This window comes from Streptomyces sp. NPDC126497 (assembly GCF_040302425.1).
Taxonomy (GTDB): Bacteria; Actinomycetota; Actinomycetes; order Streptomycetales; family Streptomycetaceae; genus Streptomyces.
On sequence record NZ_JBEORT010000070.1, the window covers coordinates 1 to 17,965 of the forward strand.

Genomic DNA, 17,965 nt, shown 5'->3' on the forward strand with positions numbered 1-17,965 from the left:
GCGGGGCCCACCCCCCCCCCCCCACCACCGGCGCTACCCCCCAGGCGGCTCCCCCCGCCCCCGCCCCCCCCGCCGCCCGCCCCGCCCCCCCCCCGGCGCCCGGCCCGGCCGTGCGTGCCCGGTCGCGCGGGAGCGCCGACCGGACGGCCGGGGCGCCGCGGCGCCTACCAGCGGTCGCGGTGCACGACCCCCCCGACCGGACGGCGGCTCACCGGACCGAACCTGCCGCGCGGCCACCCACCGGGACGGCCGCGAAGGTGTTCATGCCCCCGGAATGCCGAGGGCCGCCTTCCACCCCCCCAGGAACAGGTGCCGGACGGTGATGTCGGCGGCCGGACCCGGGGCCCGCGCGACGAGCAGCAGGTCCTGCTCGAGACAGGGACCATCGGCCCCGAACCCCCGCGACCGGTAGTGCCTGCGGTACTCGCAGGTGGGTAGCCCAGGGGTTGGCGCGGACATCCGTGCCCGCGGGAACCTGCCTGCATGACACCACGCAGGGCAGCACTCCTCTCCTCGGCCCTCCTCCTCTCCCTGGGAGCCGTGGCGGTGGCCACCCCGGTCACCGCCACGGCACCGAAGCACTCCTCCTCCGGGAGCGCGACGAGCGTGGCCGACGCGATCGGGCGCAGCGCCCACACACTGAGGAGCACCGAACCCGGCGGCAGCCTCCGGGACTTGAGCGCGCTGGGCCGCATGGTGGGGGACGCCGAGGTGGTGGGCCTGGGCGAGGCCACCCACGGCTCCCGGGACTTCTTCCGGATGAAGCACCGGGTCCTGCGTTACCTGGTGGAGGAGAAGGGCTTCCGCACCTTCTCCCTGGAACTGCCCTGGAGCAGCGGCGTCCGCATCGACGAGTACGTGCTGTACGGCGAGGGGGACCTGGAGCGCATAGCGCGCGAGGAATTCCAGGGCTCCTACCGCATCTGGAACAACGCGGACTACCTGAACCTCATCGAGTGGATGCGCTCCTACAACCGCCACCACCCCGCCGACCCCGTGCGCTTCGCGGGCAACGACATGGGCTACGCGGGACCGGAGCTGTACCGCCGGGTGACGGACCACGTGTCCCGAGTCCACCCGCACCTGCGGTCACGCGTCACCGCCCTCTACGACGGCCTCGCCCCGACCGCCGACGCCGCCACCTACCTGGAGCGCTACCTCGAACTGCCCCTGACGGAACGCGAGAAGCGCGCCGACCGCACCCGGAAGGTGCTCGAACTGCTCCGGAAGCAGCCCACGGCCCCCGGCGCGAGCCGGCAGGAGCACCTCTGGGCGGTCCAGCACGCCAGGGCCATCCACCAGATGGCCCAGGGCTACTCCTACGACATCGCCGACGAGGCCCAGGTCATACGGATGATGAGGTACCGCGACCGGGTGATGGCCGAGAACACGGCCTGGTGGCACGAGCACACCGGCGACCGGATCCTGCTGTCCGCCCACAACACCCACGTCTCCTACGACGCCTTCGACCCGCGCTACCCGAAGACCCAGGGCGCCTTCCTGCGCGACACGTTGGGCGGCGGCTACGTCAGCATCGGCTTCACCTTCCACAGCGGCGCCTTCAAGGCGTTCGGCACGGACGACGACGTGATCCGCACCTACCGCGTGGACGCGGCGCGGCCGGGCTCCAACGAACACGTCCTGGACCGGGCCCGCCCCCGCGACTACATCCTGGACCTGCGCACCGTCCCCCGCTCCCTGCGCACCTGGCTGTCCGAGCCGCGCCCCACCCGGAACATCGGCGCCGGCTGGCCCGACCCCACGGAGTACCGGATCGCCCTCGGCGAGGCCCACGACGTCCTCATCCACCTGAACGAGGTCGAGGCGACCACGTACCTGGGCACCCCGTGATTCCCGACCGGGCCCGGCCCGAAAACGGCTGATCATGTCCGTAGGCGGTCGGACGGGACGCCTGATCGGTCGGTCCTTCCTGCACCGCGGGCAGCGCGACGACGGTCGTCCTCACCCTCCTCGACGCCCTGACGGCGGCCGGCCGCGCCGTCGCCCACCACGGCGACGGGGAGCTGGAGCACCTGCAGACGCCGTATGTCGACCCGTGACGAACTGGAGGCGCGGGTGCCCGCCTGACGTCCGCTGGAGGGCGCGCGCAGACAGCCGGCGAGGAAGTGCGCGTTCAGTCTGGCCGAGTCCACCCGCGTGGCGTACAACTGCGGCCCCAGGGCCATCGGGGCCCTTCGTGCACCCACGCCCGGTACGCCCGCACGACACCGGCGACCACGACGTCGCCCTTCTCGACGATCACGGGCGCCGATCCGGCGGCGACGAGCCCGCTGGGGGTGCCGTCCGTCAGCAGGCCGGCGACGGTGAGGAGGGGCACGGAGTCCCTGCCGGGCGCCGGCGCGCCGTCCACCGTCTGCTGTCCGGAACGCAACGGCAGGGCAGGTGAGGGCACCGAGGGCGCCCTCTCCTGAGCCGGCGGCATGACGACGGGCTGGTTCGCCTCACCTCAAGTGACGCGAACCAGCCCGTTGTTCCGCTCGGAAGTACTGGTCGGCGCTATCCCGCCGTGAGCGCGACGAACGCCGCCCACTCGCCCCGGCCGACCCGCAGCACCGGCCCGTCGCCCGCGGCCTTGGAGTCCCGTACGTACACGGCGTCGAGACCGGTGGCCACCTCCACGCAGTCGCCGCCGTCCGATCCGCTGTAGCTGCTCTTGAACCAGTGCAGCCCGTCCACGTTCTCGGTCACCTGCTCCACGCTCACGTCTCTCCCACCATCCGCTCGATGAGTCGTGCAGACTCCTCGACGTTCAGGGCCTGCGATCGCAGCTTGCCATACCGCAACGAGAACGCGCTGACCTCGGTGGGATCCGTGACGACACACCCGACCCCTTGGGACTCGAAGTACCCGAGGATCCGGTGTTCGTGTGACTCCACCACCACGAACGGCCCGTTCTTACCCGGATGGAACCCCCGCCCGGCAGGCATGACCTGCACCTCCACGTTCCGCAGCGCGCTGACCTCCAGCAGGTGTTGCCGCTGCTCGCCCATGACCTCCGGGCCGCCCACCGGATCGCGCAACGCCTCCTCACTCACGATGAACGACAGCTCCGCCAGCGGCACCCGCGTCAGCAACTTCTGCCGACTCAACCGCGCCTCCGTGTGCTGGTCGATGATCTCCTCGCTCAGCGGCGGGCAGTGCCCCGCGAACACCGCCCGCGCGTACCCCTCCGTCTGCAACAGCCCCGGCACCAGCAGCGGATCGTACGAGAAGCGGCTCACCACCTCCGCCTCGATGACCGCGAAGTTGCGGAAGAATCGCGGCAGTTTCGCCCGGTCCACCTCGTCCTGGAGCACCTCCAGAACCCCGCCAGCCTCCAGCACCCGGTCCGCCGCCCGCGTGAACGCCGCCTTCGCCGGCCGTCGCCCCTGCTCGACCGAGGCGACCTGCTCCAGCGAGTAGTCGATGGCCTCCCCGAGCTGCTGCTGGTTCAGCCCGGCCCGCTTGCGCAGATGCTGGAGCAGCCTCCCGTACGCCGCCCACGCCCCCGGCAGGTCACCCCCGCCCTCCTCCTTCGCCTTCGCCACCCGACCGCCCCGCGTCTCCCGCACCGTGCTCATGCCTCACGCCCTTTCGTCCCGCACCGCACCCCGCCCACCCGCACCGCAGCGACGCTCAGCCCGTCGCCGGGGCCTTGTTCAACGCGCGTCGCGACGACGGAGGCACGGCCCCGGGCCCGTACAACGGCCGTACGGAATCCCGTACGACCAGAGGCAGTGAAGGACTGTGTCGGGCGAACCGGTTCAGCGGGCCATCCAGCGGTCCACCTCCGGCGCAGCGGCCCATCAGCTCGATCAGTTCGATGCGGTCGGCGAGCGTGGTGATGAAGGACTCCCTGTGGACTCGGGTGCGGGCGTGGGCGCGGTTCCAGGGGTTCGGGACCGGTGGCTCATCGCGAGGACGCCGTCCATCAGCCGGGCCGGCAGGAAACGGGCGAGGGGGATGATGAAGGCGGCGTCCGTGCCGAGGGTGTACCGGGCGCGCGGGCGGGGCGTGGTCGCCACCCTGGCGATCCTGGCCCCCGCCTTCGCCGCCGGTAGGGCGCGTTCGAGGAAGGCTGTGTTCGACGACACCGTCGCGTCGATGAGGCCGCTGTAGAGACGCTGGTGCTCGGCGCTCATCCCGGCGGCGAGTTCGAGGGAGACGTCACCGCTGCGGGCGGCCATCTCGGTCCGGACGCCGCCGGGCTGGACCACGACCACCTGCACGCCGTGCGCCGAGACCTCGCGGCGCAGGGAGTCGCTGGCCGCTTCGAGGGCGAACTTGGTTCCGGCGTAGGCCCCGAAGACGGGCAGCGCGGCCACTCCGCCCACGGAACTGATGTTGACGATTCTGCCCCGGCTCCGCCGCAGGAAGGGCAGGAGTGCCTGGATGACGGCGATGTGCCCGAAGAGGTTCACCTCGAACTGCTCGCGCCACAAGGCGAGAGGGAGCACCTCGACGGGGGCGTTGATCTCGATCCCCGCGTTGTTGACCAGGACACGCAGGGCGCGCCGCTCGGGGTCGTCGGCGATCCGCCGGGCCAGAGCCTGGATGTGTTCCGGGACGGTGATGTCCAAGGTGACCGGTTCGATGCCGTCGGCCCGGACGGCGTCGGCCTCGCCGGCGGTGCGTACCCCGGCGAGGACGTGGTAGCCCATTGCGGCGAGGGCCTGCGCCGTCGCAGCCCCGATGCCCGACGAGGCACCGGAGACGACGACGAGTTCGTGCAGCTCACGAGGGTTCTTCCGTGGATCTTTCCGTGGACGGGGCACAGTTGCGGGTCCTTTCACGAGGCAGGGGGAGCGGGTGCATCGAGGGGGAAGCGCGTGCCGGTCAGTTCCTCCGACACCTTCCACAGCCGCCGTGCCGCCGAGCCGTCACGCGCTCGGGGCCGACATGGCTGTCGCCGGGAAGGTCCGCGGTGGCGGCGTACGGCGCAGGCGGGGCGCCCTCCTCGGCGTTGTGGGCGACGAACCCGACGAGGAACTTCTCGACGCGGAAAACGAGGGAGGGCTTCTTCTGCGCTTGCGTCAGGTTCGGCAAGGGGACGCCGGGACGCGCGGCCGTCGAGACGGCGTGTGATGCCGTGCGGGTGAGTCTGCGCCGGAGTTCGACGGCGAACAGGAGGTTGGCCGGCCCGGACTGCGCACGGGCGGCGCTCGGCCGGTACGGTCTGCGCCCCCTCCGGAGGTCGAAGAGGTCCAGGGAGCCGATCCGATGCCCGAGCGGGGCCGCCGTCACGACCCGCTCCCTGACGCGCGGAAGGAGCGGCTCGTCAGGGCGAAGTGGCCGAGGTGGTCGGTGCCGAACCGCAACTCGAATCCGTCCGCGGTCCGGGAGAACGGCCCCAGGGAGGGACCGGCGTTGTCGGCCGGAAGGGCGTGGGCGGGCACCCGTGGGAGGAGAGGCCGGCGAGATCGAGGGTGCGGGCCTGGACCGGGCCCGCCACGGTCGCCGCCGCTTCCCCCTTCTCCGGATCGCGTACGGCCAGCACCACCTGCGCACCGTGCTCGGCGAGAACACGGGCGGTGACGCGCCCGAGGCCGCTGTTCGCGCCGGTGACGGCGGCGGTGCGGCCGGTCGGGTCGGGAAGGTGGGCGGGAGAGGATCTGGACATGCCGCGAGAGTAGTCACTGGCAACATTGTTGTCAATGGAAACATTGCGTTGAGTAGGCTGGCCCCATGCCTGACACCACCGAGCAGCGGCCCTACCACCACGGGAATCTCCGCACGGAGCTACTCGACGCGGCGGAGCGCAGCCTGAGGGCGCACGGGGTGGAGCGACTCTCCCTGCGGGACCTGGCGCGGGACATCGGGGTGAGTCACGCGGCGCCCCGTCGGCACTTCGCGGACCGCCGCGCACTGCTGGACGCCCTCGCCGAGTCGGGCTTCGTCCGCCTGGGCGCGAAGCTGCGGGCCGCGGTGGACGAGATCGACGACGAGGACGACCTGCCCGCTCGCCTGCACGCGTTCGCGTCGGCCTACGTCCGGTTCGCGACCGAGAATGCCGCGCTGACCGGGCTGATGAACTCCAGCAAGCACCGCCCAGGGGCGACCGCGGTCGCCGAGGCCGCCGCAGCCGCGTTCGGGCAGATCGGCGACCTGATCGAAGAAGGCCAGGCGCGCGGCGAGTTGGAGGAGGGTGATCCGGAGGACATCGGACTCGTCATCTACGCCACCGTCCTGGGGATCACGTCCCTGCTCAACAGCGGCATGATCGAGCCGGGACGGCTCGAAGGACTCGTGGACACCGCGGTGACACAGTTCCTGCGAGGTGCCCGCCCGACGGAGCCGCGCTGACCGAACCGCAGGATCCGTGCTCCGGGGGTCGGCCGTGTGCTGTACGACAGTTCACTTCCGTTCGAGGCGAGTGTCGCCGGGAGCACACCCGCCGCCGACTCGCTCGTCCTGCAGTTCCCGAAGAAGCTGCTGCCGCTGCGGCCCCACCAGGTCGACCGCCTCCTGGCCGTTCCCCTCCCCGCGGGAAAGGGCATCGGCCGCCTGCATGCGGGGCGGGGCTGGTCCGTGGACACGCTGCAGGAAGCCCGCGGCGTCGTTCAGGAAGCCGTGGGCGAAGCCCGCGGGGACCGTTCGGCCCTGTTACGGACCGGACACCGCGAGCAGCGGCTGGCCCAGGACGATGCACGCTGTCAGAACCGCAGCGACCTCGCGGCGGCCACCCGTGCGGCCCGGACCCGGGTCCAGGACGATCTGCCGAAGTCCTCCCGGGAGCGGGCCTCCCTGCTGAAGAGGCTCCGTGCCGGAGCACTGCGCCCGACGGGCACCTGACCGGGTGCGTTCCGGGCGCCCGTGCGCCGCCCGGCATCCCACGGGAGCCTGCGGCGCAGCGGCCGGACCGTCAGCGGAAGGCGGCGGCGTTCTCCGCGGCCCACTGCCCGAAGGTCCTGGCGGGGGAGCCGGTGACCCGCCGGACCGTGTCGTGCACCTCGAGCAGGGCGTCGTTGACGTCCCCGCCCATCAGGTCGAGGACCGCGTGCGCGGTCCGGTCCCCCAGGAAGGGGGCCATCTGCCGGTGCGCCTCGTCCCGGCCGATCTCCTCGACGGACACCTCGTGCCCCAGGGCCGTTCCGATCGCCCGGGCCTGCTGCCGGGGCGTGACGCGTTCCGGTCCGGTCAGCGCGTACGTCCGTCCGTGGTGACCGGGCCCGGTCAGCGCGGCCCGGGCCACCGCCGCGATGTCGGCGGGGTGGACGGTGGGAAGCCCGACGTCCGCGTAGGGCGTCCGGATCGACCGGTGCTCCCGGATCGACGCCGCCCACCACAGGGCGTTCGACGCGAACTGTGTCGGCCGCAGGATCGTCCAGCTCATCCCGCTGTCCCGGAGCAGCCGCTCGACGGCCAGGTTCCCGGCGGCGACGGACAGGTGCGGATGGGTCAGGACCGTGATGGAGGACACGAGCACCACGTGCTCCACACCCGCCTGCCGGGCGGCGGTGAGAACGTCCGCGTCCGCGCCCGGGCCCGGCACGAGGAACACAGAACGCACTCCCTCCAACGCCGGCTCGAGCGAGGCCGGCCGGGCGAGGTCACCCTCGACGGCTTCGACCCCGTCGGGGAACGAGGCACGGGCGGCGTCACGGGTCAGGGCGCGCACGGGTGAGCCGCCGGCCCCGCGCAACTGCCGTACCAGCGCGCTTCCGATGTTTCCGGTGGCACCCGTCACAAGGATCATCGTCGTCTTCTCCCGCCGTCGGCCGGTGATCGCGTCCGCCGCACGCTAGTGCAGCGCCGCGCAAATTCGTTGAGGGGCGGGTGAATCAGGCCACGGGGTCCAAGCGCAAGCAGCCGTCGGGGTGTCAGGCGGCATGTTCGCTCGTAGCCGTCGCGGCTTGACGCACAGCAGATGGTGCTGCACCGCCTTCGTGGGACGCTTCGGCGCACAGAGCGCACTGCCCGCATCGGGTCTTGTCGTGGTTGCCGTCTGCCAGATGGCATTCCCGACTCGGTGGCAAGCCGTGACGGCGAGACGTTGAGACAGCAGTGGGTCAGCGCCGGGGGCGCCGGATTTTCATGTCGTCGAGGCTGGTGGCGGTGCCGCGCAGCGTGCTGTGGCGGATTCCGCGGTTGGCCAGGGCGGCAGCTGCTCTGTCGCAGGCCCGTTGGACTGCGGCGGCGTCATCGGCTTCACGTTGCCGGATTACGCAGCGGTAGGTGAAATTACGTGGCGGCAGGTCGTAGACAAGGGTTCCCTCGTCGGTCAACGTGGCGTTGAGGAGGTCGTGTTCGGCGGCGTTCTCGATGAGCGCGGCACGCTGGGTCTCGTCGAGGTCGGCAAACCTCCCGCGGACAATGACGCGGTAGGTACGGTCACTCATGGGGTGAGGGTTTCCCTTCGAGGGGGGCAGGTTCGGCTGTCGGGTGTACGTGGTCCCCGGTGAGCAGGACGGCCAGTCCGTCGAGGAGACGTTCGAGGCCGAAGGCGAAGCGGTCGTCCATGGACGGGGCGGTGAGGTCGCCGGCCAGAGCGACGAGGTTCGGGAAGGTCGTTTCCGGCAGTCCGCGCAGTCGGTCGGCCGCCGCCTGGGCGACTTCGGAACGGCTGGCGCCCTCGGTCTCGGATGCGGAGATGGGTGACTGTTCCTGGAGCACGAAGCCTTGGACGAAGGCACCGAGAAGGTAGTTGGCCAGGGCGGCGTCGGCGTCGGAGAATCCGGCTTCGCGTAGCCGGTCCAATTGCTCCTCCATGAGACGCAGCAGGTTCGGGCCGAGCGCGAGCCGCCCTGCGACGACCTTGGCGGAGTCACGTTTGGCCAGCAGGTGCCGTCGGTAACGCAGCGAGTACTCGCGGAGCTGCTCCCGCCAGTCGCCCTGTCTGGGGGGCACCTCGGCATCAGCCATGAGCTCATCGGTGAGCAGGTCCAGTAGCTGTTCCTTGTTTCGGACGTGCCAGTACAGGGAAGCCGCCTTCACTCCCAGTTCGGCGGCGACCTTGCGCATCGACAGCCCGCTGATGCCCTCACGTTCCAGCACCCGCAGGCCCGCCGCCACGAGGGTCTGGCGGGTCAGTCCTGGCTGTGCAGCGCCCTCGGCTGCCCGGTCTCGTGCCATCGGTCACCTCCGTCGAAAAAACCAGTTTGCAAACTAACACTGTTAGGGGCAAGCTTGCGGTTCCGGATGCCAAACTAACACCGTTAGGGAATGTGATGGAGGAGTTCACCTCCCGGCGCAAGGGGCTCGTGCTTGTCGTCTTGTGCACCACGATGTTCATGGCGATGCTCGACAACGTCATCGTCAACAACGCCCTGCCTCGCATCGGGCAACAGCTGCACGCCGGTGTCAGCGGACTGCAGTGGGTGGTCGAGGGCTACAGCCTCGTCTACGCCGCACTCCTGCTCACCGGCGGCACCCTCGGCGACCGATACGGCCGCAAACGGATCTTCCTCACCGGACTGGCACTGTTCACGGCAGGATCAGCGGCGGCAGCACTGGCCGGGGCGATCGGCCTGCTGATCGCCGCACGGATGCTGCAAGGACTCGGCGCGGCACTGCTCACGCCGGGCAGCCTGTCGATTCTGCGGCACGTCTTCACCGACGAAAAGGAGCGGGCCCGCGCTGTCGGGCTCTGGTCCGGTGTCTCCGCCCTGGGCCTGGCGATCGGCCCGGTCCTGGGCGGGCCGATGGTGGACGCGTTCGGATGGGCCAGTGTGTTCTGGATCAACGTCCCGCTCGGAGCGGCAGGGCTGTTGCTCGCCGCCCGGGCGCTACCGGAATTCGCGGGCAGGGCCAGGCGAGTAGACCTTCCGGGCCAGTTGCTCTCCGTGCTCGGCTTCGGCGCCCTGGTCTACGCACTCATCGAAGGACCGGCCCGAGGCTGGACCGACACCCATGTCCTGACCCTCGCAACGGCGGCGACCGTAGCCCTGCTGGCCTTCGTCGCGGTCGAACTCCGCACCACCGACCCCATGCTCGACCTGCGCTTCTTCCGGGACCCGGCGCTCAGCGGAGCCGCGGTGACCGGCTTCATGATCAGCTTCGGCATGTTCGGGGCGTCGTTCTTCCTGCCGTTGCTCATGCAGGACGTGATGGGCTGGGCGCCGTCGAGCGCGGGCCTTGCGGGGCTGCCCATGACCGCGATGATCGTCGTCACCGCGCCGCTGTCCGGCACACTCACCGCGCGCTGCGGCCCTCGGATCCCGCTGGTGACCGGCCTGACCCTGTGCGCGGCAGCTCTCGGCGGCCTCTCGCTCTACGGTCAGCACGCCCACTACCTGGAGTATCTGTGGGCGTTGCTCGCCATGGGAATCGGCATGGGGATGACCTTCACACCGGTGTCCATCATGGTCATGAAGCGACTCCCTCTCGCGCAGGCCGGTATGGCCTCTGCGACCCTCAACATGCTGCGCGAGATCGGCGGCGTCGTCGGCGTCGCCGCCCTGGGAGCCGTTCTCACCAGCCGTCTGGCCACCACGTTGACCGGATCGCTCGACCGGCTCGGCGTTCCTCCTGAAACCCGCCAGGGCATCGCAGACTCGGTCGCCGGCAAGGGCGCGGACAGAACCCGGATCCTGCCCGCACCCGTCCATGATGCCGTGGACGCCGCCTTCATCGAAGGGCTCCATCTGGCACTGCGCTGCGGCGGCGCGGCCATGGCCACCGCAGCTGTGCTCGTGGCCGTCCTTCTCCGCTCGACATCGAGCCAGGCCACCGCGTCCGCCGACAAACCGACGCAGCAAGGCGAACCGGCTTACCAGTAAGAGGGGGGCAAGCGGGGGACGGGGCGGGCGACGGCGGTGGTCGTAGTGCTGGACGAGGCCACTCGCAGGCGGTTGGAGCGGACCGTTGTGTCCGCATCCGGGCAGGTCCGGCAGGTACTACGGTCCAGGATCGTGCTGGGCTCGGCGGACGGACTGACGAACAGCCAGATCGCTGTCGTCTGCGCTACCAGCCTGAACACAGTACGCAAGTGGCGTGGACGGTTCGCGGCCTGCGGCATGGATGGCCTGCACGACGCCGAACGGTCGGGACGGCCGAGACCGTACGGGCCCGAGGTGCGGGGGGCGCTCGTGACCACAGCAACCAGCGCGCCGCCCCATCCGGAGGCGACCTGGCCGCATCGGGCCATCGCCCAGAAGGTGGCCGGCACCTGCTCCGCGCCCATCTCCGCCTCCCAGGCCGGTCGGATCCTGGCGGATCCGGATCTGAAGCCGCGCAAGGTCCGCGGCTGGCTCACCCGCCGGGACACCCCGGCTTCTGGCAGCGCGCCTCTACCTCGCGCCGCCCGCAGGAGCGGTCGTCCTGTCGATCGACGAGAAGACTGCGATCGCCGCCCGCTCGCGTCGCTGTCCCGCCCGCCGGGTCGCCCTCTCGTCGCGGACGCGGTCTCCCGGGGCGCCGAGCCGGCCGCCGGAACCGGCGGGATCGAGGAACCGGGCACCCTGATCCGCCCAGTCGTCCTCACCGGGGTCACCAAGGAGGTGAGGGATCCACTACGACGAGGTCTTCGGCCCGGCGACCGTCGTCCACGTCGTCGACAGCGCCGACGAGGCGGTGACGCTCGCCAACGACACCCCGTACGGGCTCACCGCCGGTTCAGGCGCCCGGGGCGGCCGGGGGACGCCGAGCGGCCGCACCGGTCCGTTCCGTCCCGGGGGCCGTCAGGTGCGGCCCGGTCAGCGGGTGAGTCCTGATTCCCAGGCCCAGGCCGCTATCTCGACCCGGTTGCGGGCGCCGAGTTTGCCCTGGATGTTGGTGAGGTGGGTCTTCACCGTGCCCGCGCTGATGTGCAGGGCGGCGGCGATCTCCGCGTTGGTGTGCCCGCGGGAGACGAGGGCGGTGACCTCGGTCTCGCGCTCGGACAGCGGCGAGGGGCGGGCCGGGGCGGCAGCGGCGGCGGGGCGGGCGAACCGCCGGAGCAGGCGGACGGTGATGGAGGGGCTGATGAGGGCTTCGCCGGAGGCGGCGGAGCGGACGGCCTCGGCCAGCAGGCGGGGCCCCGCGTCCTTGAGGAGGAAGCCGCAGGCGCCGTGGTGCAGGGCCTGGTGGACGTACTCGTCGTCGTCGAAGGTCGTCACCATGACGACCTTCGGGGTGTGCGCGGCCCCGGGACGGCACAGGTGCCGCAGCGCCTCGATGCCGTTCAGCCGCGGCATGCGGATGTCCATGAGGACGACGTCGGGGCGGTGCTCGCCGGCCCGCTGGATCGCGGCGACCCCGTCGGCGGCCTGGGCGACGACCTCGATGTCGTCCTCGGCCGACAGGATCATGGCCATGCCGGTGCGGACGATCGCCTGGTCGTCCGCGAGGAGGACACGGATGGTCATCGGAGCACCTGCCGCAGGGGGAGGGGGAGTTCGAGTACGACGTGCCAGCCGGCCTCGGGACGGGGACCCGCGGTCAGCGTGCCCCCGGCGGCGCCGGCGACCTCGCGCAGTCCGCGCAGTCCGTAGCCGGTGCCGTCGGACGGACGGTGGCGTCCGTCGTCGGTGATCCGCGCGGTCACCCGGCGGCGGGAGACGTCCAGGTGCACCTGTGCGGTGGTGCAGCCGTGGGCGTGCTTGCGGATGTTCGTCAGCGCCTCCATGACCACGCGCTCCACGAGGTGGGCGGCGTCCGCGGGCAGGCCGTCGACCGGGCCGGTCTCGGTGAAGTCGACCCGGGCCCCGGGGAGCCGGCAGCCGGCGACGAGGGCGCGGACGGCGTCCGTGCCCGGTGCCCGGGTGTCCGGGACGGTGTCCTCGCGCAGGGCGCCGACCATCCTGCGCATGGCGGTCAGCGCCTCCGCCCCGGTGGTCTCGATCAGTTCCAGGGCGTCGCCGACCGCCTGGGGCTTCCTGGCCGCGACGGCACGGGCGCCCTGCGCCTGGAGCACGATGCCGGATATGTGGTGGGCGACGAAGTCGTGCAGGTCGCGGGCGAAACCCAGGCGCTGTTCGAGTCTGATCCGCTCCTCGTGCTGCCGGCGGGAGGAGGCGACCAGACGGACGGTGAGGCCGGAGGCCAGGGCGCCGCCGGCCACCAGCGTCAGGACGAGCGCGACGATGCTGCTGGCCTCGTCCACCTCGATCACCAGCGGGCGCAGGACGACGGCGGCCATCAGCAGCGGCAGGGCGACGGCGGTGCCGGCCGGGGAGCCCCGCCGCGCCGTCAGGTGCAGCAGCACCATCAGGGCGGTCGGCTCGAACAGGGTGTAGGCGTCGGAGGCCTGGTCCAGGACCGGACCGCCGCCCGCCGCCACGCGCAGTCCGATCGAGCAGGCCAGCGACACCAGGGCCGCGCCGCACGCCGCCCACGCCAGCACCGCGGGGGGCGACTTGATCCCCACGGCCGGGAAGGCGACGGCCGCCGCCGCGGCCGTCGACACGGGCAGCAGGATTCCGGCGCCCTGGTGCCCGAGGGCGCCGGTGTCGACGTCGATCAGCAGGGCCGTTCCGAGGAGGCAGAGCAGCAGGGCGCCGACGGCGAACCGGCCGGCGGCCGGCGCGCGCAGTGGTCTGAGCATGGTGAGAACCCTAGCCGCGCGCGACACCGGTCCCCCTCTGCCGAAAGTCGTAGCCGTCCGCCGCTGAATGGGTCCTTCGGCAGATCCGCCGGGCCCGGCCCGGAAGGAGGCTGGAGCACGTCAGCACCGCTCGACCCGACCCGAAGGATCAGCCCTCATGGACATTCGCTTCCAGGTGGACTCCGCCCCCGTTCTCGGCCCCGCGCTCGTCCTGTTCGCGGCCGGCACCGTCGTCCGGGTGCGGCGCGGGGTGTGGGACAGGCGCCAGGGCCTGCTGCGGCTGGCCGCCGCCGTCTACGTCGCCGCCGTGCTGTCCCTGACGGTCTTCCCGCTGAACGTGACATGGGGCGAGTACGCCAACCAGGCTCCCTGGATCGGCCAGATCAACTTCATCCCGCTGCTCACCGCGGACGTCACCATGGTCCCCAACGTCATCATGATGGTGCCGGCCGGCTTCCTGCTGCCCCTGCTGTTCCGGAACGCCACCTCGGCGTCGCGGGCGACCCTGATGACGGCGGCGGCCAGCCTGGCCGTGGAAGCCGCCCAGATGCTGTCGTACATCGTCCTGAACAACGGCCGCTCCGTGGACGTCAACGACCTCATCGCCAACACGCTCGGCGGACTCGTGGGCTACGCCCTGGTGACCCTCGCCCTGCGCGCGTCGGCCCTGCGCGGAACCCTCCTCGCGGCCGCGCTGCCCCGCTCCGCGGCGCTGCGGGCCGACCGCCGGCCGTCGGCGGCCGCCGACGGCACCCGGGAGGCCCCGGCCGCGGGCCCCGTCGTCCGCCCTTGACCCCGCCCGCTCCGGCCCCGAGCGGCCGGGCCCGGCCCGGATCGGCTGATCCCGGGCCGGGCCCGGATTCCGTCGGCGGATCAATCCCCGACCGCCGCCGCGAACATGCCCGCCTCGTACGAGCCGCCCTTCCGATGGGTGATCACCGCGAGGCGGTTGGCCGCGTTCATCAGGGCGACCAGGGTGACCAGGGCGGCGGTCCGGTCGTCGTCGTAGTGCTTGCGGACCAGGGCCCAGGTTTCGTCGGAGACGCCCGGGGAGGCGTCGGCGAGCCGGGTGCCCTCCTCGGCGAGGGCCAGGGCCGCCCGCTCGGCCTCGGTGAACACGGTGGACTCGCGCCAGGCGGCGACCAGGTGGAGGCGGACCGCGCTCTCCCCGGCGGCCGCGGCCTCCTTGACGTGCATGTCGACGCAGTGGCCGCAGCCGTTGATCTGGCTGACGCGCAGCGACACCAGCTCCTGGGTGGACTTCGGCAGCGGCGAGTCGTGGATCACCAGGGCGGCACCTGCGAACCGCTTGGCGAACCGGGTGGCGAGCCCGTTCTCGAACAGGTCGAACCGGGTATCCATGGCTTCGTCCTCTCTCGTGTTCCCGCGCGGTGTCGCGCCGGGCTGAACACGAGATGCCGACCGCCCGCTCCCCGTGACAGGAAGGGAGTGTGACGCGCGCCACCGTCCACCTCGACGTGCCCGGCCGGCTCCGCCCGGGCGGCGGTCACCCCCGGCGCGGCATTCTTCGGCCGTCGCACGGCTATCGCGCACCGGCGCACCGGTGTACGGTCACGGGCCGATGGACTTTGGGAGCGCTCCCATCGCGCTGCACCACGCTGTGTCCGCACCACGCTGTGTCCGCACCACGCTGTGCTCGCATCGCACACGAGGAGGAACGCTGTGAAACGCTTCTTGGCCCTACTGGCGACCTGTGCGACGGTCCTGGGCCTCACGGCACTGACCGGTCCACAGGCGGCGGCCGCCGCCGGCTGCAGGGTCGACTACACGGTGGCCAGCCAGTGGCAGGGCGGCTTCCAGGCCGGAGTGAAGATCACCAACCTGGGCGCCCCCGTCTCCGGGTGGACGCTCGGGTTCACCATGCCGGACGCCGGACAGAAGGTCGTCCAGGGCTGGAACGCCACCTGGTCGCAGTCCGGCGCCACGGTCACCGCCGCCGCCGTCGACTGGAACCGCACACTGGCCACCGGCGCGACCGTCGACCTGGGATTCACCGGCTCCTTCACGGGCGCCAACCCGAAACCCGCGGCGTTCACGCTCAACGGCGTCGCCTGCACCGGCTCCGTCGAGGAACCCCCGCCCGGCCCGGACGACGGCACCCCCGTGGACGTCAACGGGCAGCTGCACGTCTGCGGGGTGAACCTGTGCAACCAGTACGACCGTCCCGTACAGCTGCGCGGCATGAGCACCCACGGCCTCCAGTGGTTCAGCCGGTGCTACACCGCCGCGTCCCTGGACGCGCTGGCGGAGGACTGGAAGTCGGACCTGCTGCGCATCGCCATGTACGTGCAGGAGGACGGCTACGAGACCGACCCCGCGGGCTTCACCAACCGCGTGAACGGCCTCGTCGACATGGCCGAGGCCCGCGGCATGTACGCCGTGATCGACTTCCACACCCTCACGCCGGGCGACCCGAACTTCAACCTCGACCGCGCGAAGACGTTCTTCGCCTCCGTGGCCGCCCGCAACGCCGGCAAGAAGAACGTGATCTACGAGATCGCCAATGAGCCCAACGGCGTGAGCTGGGCGGCCGTCAAGAGCTACGCCGAGCAGGTCATCCCGGTGATCAGGGCCGCCGACCCGGACGCCGTCGTCATCGTCGGCACCCGCGGCTGGTCCTCGCTGGGGGTCTCGGACGGCTCCAACGAGAACGAGGTCGTCGCCAACCCCGTCAACGCCACCAACATCATGTACGCGTTCCACTTCTACGCCGCGAGCCACAAGGACAACTACCGCGCCACGGTCAGCCGGGCGGCCTCGCGACTGCCGCTGTTCGTCTCCGAGTTCGGCACGGTGAGCGCCACCGGCGGGGGAGCGGTGGACCGGGCGAGCAGCACGGCCTGGCTGGACCTGCTCGACCAGCTGAAGATCAGCTACGCGAACTGGACCTACTCCGACGCCGACGAGGGCAGTGCGGCGTTCAGGCCCGGCACCTGCAACGGCACCGACTACAGCGGCAGTGGCGTGCTGACCGAGTCCGGTGCGCTGCTCAAGAGCAGGATCAGCACGCCCGACCACTTCCCCACGAGCTGATCCGGGACGGGGGCCCGGTCGGCCGGACCCCCGCCCCACCGACCGGGAGCGCTCCCGTCACGCTTTCGCACCTCGTACGTACCCACCCCCACCCCTGACCCGGAGGTACACGTGCGCGCCCTTCTCGCACGATTACTGCGCCGTCCCTGGACGGCGGCCCTCACCGCGGCCGTGCTGTCGGCGTCCGCCCTCACGGTGATGCCCGCGAACGGCGCGGAGACCGGCTGCCGCGTCGACTACACCGTGAACAAGTGGACCGACGGCTACACCGCGCAGATCAAGGTCACCAATCTCGGCCCGGCGCTCGACGGCTGGCGGCTGAGCTGGACCTACACCGGCGACCAGCGGGTGACCTCGGCGTGGAACGCGACCGTCACCCAGACCGGCGGGTCCGTCGTCGCCGCCAGTACGAGCTGGAACGGCGCGCTGCCCACGGGAGGCGCCGCCGAGTTCGGCCTGCAGGGGACCTGGCGTTCGGCCGACCCCGCACCGGACGACTTCGCCCTCAACGGCGTGCCGTGCGGCGGTGACGGCACCACACCCCCCACCACCCCGCCGCCCACCACCCCGCCACCGGGCGAGGACTGCGCCGACACGGTGATCTGCTCGGACTTCGAGGACCAGACCGGTTCCACCCCGTCCGGCGACTGGCGGTTCACCGCACCCGACTGCCAGGGCACCGGCAGGGCCGCCGTCGACACCGCCGTCGCGCACGGCGGCAGCCGGTCGCTGCGGGTCGACGGCCGGGCCGGCTACTGCAACCACGCGTTCGTCGCCTCCACCGCGGACCTGTCCTCGGTCGGCCCGGTGATGCACGTGCGCATGTGGGTGAGGCACACCACCGCGCTCCCCTCCGCCCACGTCACCTTCGTCTCCCTGCCCGACACCTCCCAGAGCGGACGGAGCCTGCGCGTCGGCGGCCAGAACGGCGCCCTGCAGTGGAACCGGGAGAGCGACGACGCCACCCTGCCGGAGCAGAGCCCGGCCGGCGTGGCGCTGAGCAGGCCGCTGCCGACGGGAAGCTGGCAGTGCCTGCGCTTCGCGATCGACACGACGGCCCCGGGAGTCGACACCTGGCTCGGTGACGAGGCGATTCCCGGCCTGCACGCCGACGGCGTGCCGACGCAGGACGTCGACCGGCAATGGCTCGCCCGTACCGTCCCGCCCCGTCCCACCGCCCTGCGGCTGGGCTGGGAGAGCTACGGGACGGGTGACGACACGCTGTGGTTCGACGACGTGGCCGTCGGGTCCGCTCCCCTCGACTGCTGACGGACCGCCGGCCGGGACCCCCGGCCGGCGTCCGCCCCGGCGGCCCGGTCGCGACACGGCCGGACGCCGGGGCGGACGCCGGCCCCGGGCGGTTCCTCCCCGGACCTGTCACAGAACCGCGGCGGCCGGCGTCCTGTGTGCGGGGGACCGTGGAGGACGAGCAGGCGGGAGCAACCGGTG

The 17,965-nt window shown here is 71.9% G+C and carries 17 protein-coding genes and 5 pseudogenes; 10 read left to right on the top strand and 12 right to left on the bottom strand.

The genetic code is table 11. The features are described 5' to 3' along the window. Window positions 1-164 precede the first annotated feature (164 nt). A pseudogene (locus ABTY20_RS24985) lies at window positions 165-390 on the bottom strand (nitroreductase family protein); the annotation flags it as partial. Between the two features lie 93 nt (window positions 391-483). On the opposite strand from ABTY20_RS24985, the gene ABTY20_RS24990 reads away from it, so the two are divergent. Both ABTY20_RS24990 and ABTY20_RS35405 read left to right on the top strand, forming a co-directional pair. Beyond that, window positions 484-1,851, top strand: a complete 1,368-nt coding sequence (locus tag ABTY20_RS24990; protein WP_351999284.1) for an erythromycin esterase family protein — start codon at window positions 484-486, stop codon at window positions 1,849-1,851. A gap of 119 nt (window positions 1,852-1,970) precedes the next feature. Next, window positions 1,971-2,060, top strand: a pseudogene (locus ABTY20_RS35405) (hypothetical protein); the annotation flags it as partial. Window positions 2,061-2,134: 74 nt separating this feature from the next. Here the strand turns inward: ABTY20_RS35405 and ABTY20_RS24995 are convergent. From ABTY20_RS24995 to ABTY20_RS35410, 5 genes and pseudogenes are all read right to left on the bottom strand, one after another. Then, window positions 2,135-2,413, bottom strand: a complete 279-nt coding sequence (locus ABTY20_RS24995) for a hypothetical protein (protein WP_351999285.1) — start codon at window positions 2,411-2,413, stop codon at window positions 2,135-2,137. Window positions 2,414-2,517: 104 nt separating this feature from the next. Further along, on the bottom strand, window positions 2,518-2,724 hold the full coding sequence (locus ABTY20_RS25000) for a DUF397 domain-containing protein (protein ID WP_351999286.1): 207 nt from the start codon (window positions 2,722-2,724) through the stop codon (window positions 2,518-2,520). Next, a complete protein-coding gene (locus ABTY20_RS25005) occupies window positions 2,721-3,581 on the bottom strand; it encodes a helix-turn-helix domain-containing protein (RefSeq protein ID WP_351999287.1) in 861 nt (286 codons plus the stop codon). The genes ABTY20_RS25000 and ABTY20_RS25005 overlap by 4 nt, the downstream gene beginning before the upstream one ends. A 234-nt stretch (window positions 3,582-3,815) precedes the next feature. Continuing rightward, on the bottom strand, window positions 3,816-4,775 hold the full coding sequence (locus ABTY20_RS25010) for an SDR family NAD(P)-dependent oxidoreductase (protein WP_351999288.1): 960 nt from the start codon (window positions 4,773-4,775) through the stop codon (window positions 3,816-3,818). Between the two features lie 14 nt (window positions 4,776-4,789). Beyond that, window positions 4,790-5,620: pseudogene (locus ABTY20_RS35410) on the bottom strand (SDR family NAD(P)-dependent oxidoreductase). A 65-nt stretch (window positions 5,621-5,685) separates the two neighbouring features. Between ABTY20_RS35410 and ABTY20_RS25025 the strand changes: the two are divergent. Together ABTY20_RS25025 and ABTY20_RS25030 are read left to right on the top strand one after the other, a co-directional pair. After that, window positions 5,686-6,303: a TetR/AcrR family transcriptional regulator gene (locus ABTY20_RS25025; protein ID WP_351999291.1), complete on the top strand. Its 618-nt coding sequence runs from the start codon at window positions 5,686-5,688 to the stop codon at window positions 6,301-6,303. Window positions 6,304-6,339: 36 nt separating this feature from the next. Further along, on the top strand, window positions 6,340-6,792 hold the full coding sequence (locus tag ABTY20_RS25030) for a hypothetical protein (RefSeq protein WP_351999292.1): 453 nt from the start codon (window positions 6,340-6,342) through the stop codon (window positions 6,790-6,792). A 70-nt stretch (window positions 6,793-6,862) separates the two neighbouring features. Here the strand turns inward: ABTY20_RS25030 and ABTY20_RS25035 are convergent, their stop codons facing one another. The 3 genes from ABTY20_RS25035 to ABTY20_RS25045 form a co-directional block, all read right to left on the bottom strand. Next, entirely contained in the window at window positions 6,863-7,696 is an 834-nt protein-coding gene (locus tag ABTY20_RS25035; protein ID WP_351999293.1) for an SDR family oxidoreductase, read from the bottom strand. 313 nt (window positions 7,697-8,009) lie between these two features. Further along, window positions 8,010-8,339, bottom strand: coding sequence for a DUF6204 family protein (locus tag ABTY20_RS25040; RefSeq protein ID WP_351999294.1), 330 nt, complete (start codon window positions 8,337-8,339; stop codon window positions 8,010-8,012). Next, a complete protein-coding gene (locus ABTY20_RS25045) occupies window positions 8,332-9,072 on the bottom strand; it encodes a TetR/AcrR family transcriptional regulator C-terminal domain-containing protein (protein ID WP_351999295.1) in 741 nt (246 codons plus the stop codon). Before ABTY20_RS25045 ends, ABTY20_RS25040 begins: the two co-directional genes overlap by 8 nt. Window positions 9,073-9,167: 95 nt before the next feature. On the opposite strand from ABTY20_RS25045, the gene ABTY20_RS25050 reads away from it, so the two are divergent. The 3 genes and pseudogenes from ABTY20_RS25050 to ABTY20_RS25060 form a co-directional block, all read left to right on the top strand. Continuing rightward, window positions 9,168-10,718, top strand: a complete 1,551-nt coding sequence (locus ABTY20_RS25050) for an MFS transporter (protein ID WP_351999296.1) — start codon at window positions 9,168-9,170, stop codon at window positions 10,716-10,718. Between the two features lie 87 nt (window positions 10,719-10,805). Next, window positions 10,806-11,138 (top strand): annotated as a pseudogene (locus ABTY20_RS25055) (helix-turn-helix domain-containing protein); the annotation flags it as partial. Window positions 11,139-11,445: 307 nt separating this feature from the next. Then, window positions 11,446-11,541, top strand: a pseudogene (locus tag ABTY20_RS25060) (aldehyde dehydrogenase family protein); the annotation flags it as partial. A 92-nt stretch (window positions 11,542-11,633) separates the two neighbouring features. On the opposite strand, the gene ABTY20_RS25065 reads toward ABTY20_RS25060, so the two are convergent. Both ABTY20_RS25065 and ABTY20_RS25070 read right to left on the bottom strand, forming a co-directional pair. Further along, window positions 11,634-12,284: a response regulator transcription factor gene (locus tag ABTY20_RS25065; RefSeq protein ID WP_351999297.1), complete on the bottom strand. Its 651-nt coding sequence runs from the start codon at window positions 12,282-12,284 to the stop codon at window positions 11,634-11,636. Then, window positions 12,281-13,462 (bottom strand): sensor histidine kinase, encoded by a 1,182-nt coding sequence (locus tag ABTY20_RS25070; protein ID WP_351999298.1) that lies wholly within the window; start codon window positions 13,460-13,462, stop codon window positions 12,281-12,283. The genes ABTY20_RS25065 and ABTY20_RS25070 overlap by 4 nt, the downstream gene beginning before the upstream one ends. Before the next feature lie 157 nt (window positions 13,463-13,619). Between ABTY20_RS25070 and ABTY20_RS25075 the strand changes: the two genes are divergently transcribed. Continuing rightward, window positions 13,620-14,255 carry a VanZ family protein gene (locus tag ABTY20_RS25075; protein ID WP_351999299.1) on the top strand — a complete coding sequence of 212 codons (636 nt, stop codon included), beginning with the start codon at window positions 13,620-13,622 and terminating at the stop codon, window positions 14,253-14,255. Window positions 14,256-14,335: 80 nt separating this feature from the next. On the opposite strand, the gene ABTY20_RS25080 is transcribed toward ABTY20_RS25075, so the two are convergent. After that, window positions 14,336-14,824: a carboxymuconolactone decarboxylase family protein gene (locus tag ABTY20_RS25080; RefSeq protein ID WP_351999300.1), complete on the bottom strand. Its 489-nt coding sequence runs from the start codon at window positions 14,822-14,824 to the stop codon at window positions 14,336-14,338. A 321-nt stretch (window positions 14,825-15,145) separates the two neighbouring features. On the opposite strand from ABTY20_RS25080, the gene ABTY20_RS25085 reads away from it, so the two are divergent. Continuing rightward, window positions 15,146-16,516: a cellulase family glycosylhydrolase gene (locus ABTY20_RS25085; protein WP_351999301.1), complete on the top strand. Its 1,371-nt coding sequence runs from the start codon at window positions 15,146-15,148 to the stop codon at window positions 16,514-16,516. A 111-nt stretch (window positions 16,517-16,627) separates the two neighbouring features. After that, on the top strand, window positions 16,628-17,785 hold the full coding sequence (locus ABTY20_RS25090) for a cellulose-binding domain-containing protein (RefSeq protein WP_351999302.1): 1,158 nt from the start codon (window positions 16,628-16,630) through the stop codon (window positions 17,783-17,785). Window positions 17,786-17,965: the final 180 nt, after the last annotated feature.

Coding starts and splice junctions, on each gene's coding strand:
- ABTY20_RS25075 (WP_351999299.1), top strand. CDS start 13,620: ATGGACATTCGCTTCCAGGTGGACTCCGCCCCCGTTCTCGGCCCCGCG.
- ABTY20_RS24990 (WP_351999284.1), top strand. CDS start 484: ATGACACCACGCAGGGCAGCACTCCTCTCCTCGGCCCTCCTCCTCTCC.
- ABTY20_RS25025 (WP_351999291.1), top strand. CDS start 5,686: ATGCCTGACACCACCGAGCAGCGGCCCTACCACCACGGGAATCTCCGC.
- ABTY20_RS25005 (WP_351999287.1), bottom strand. CDS start 3,581: ATGAGCACGGTGCGGGAGACGCGGGGCGGTCGGGTGGCGAAGGCGAAG.
- ABTY20_RS25040 (WP_351999294.1), bottom strand. CDS start 8,339: ATGAGTGACCGTACCTACCGCGTCATTGTCCGCGGGAGGTTTGCCGAC.
- ABTY20_RS25050 (WP_351999296.1), top strand. CDS start 9,168: ATGGAGGAGTTCACCTCCCGGCGCAAGGGGCTCGTGCTTGTCGTCTTG.
- ABTY20_RS25070 (WP_351999298.1), bottom strand. CDS start 13,462: ATGCTCAGACCACTGCGCGCGCCGGCCGCCGGCCGGTTCGCCGTCGGC.
- ABTY20_RS25045 (WP_351999295.1), bottom strand. CDS start 9,072: ATGGCACGAGACCGGGCAGCCGAGGGCGCTGCACAGCCAGGACTGACC.
- ABTY20_RS25035 (WP_351999293.1), bottom strand. CDS start 7,696: ATGATCCTTGTGACGGGTGCCACCGGAAACATCGGAAGCGCGCTGGTA.
- ABTY20_RS25065 (WP_351999297.1), bottom strand. CDS start 12,284: ATGACCATCCGTGTCCTCCTCGCGGACGACCAGGCGATCGTCCGCACC.
- ABTY20_RS25080 (WP_351999300.1), bottom strand. CDS start 14,824: ATGGATACCCGGTTCGACCTGTTCGAGAACGGGCTCGCCACCCGGTTC.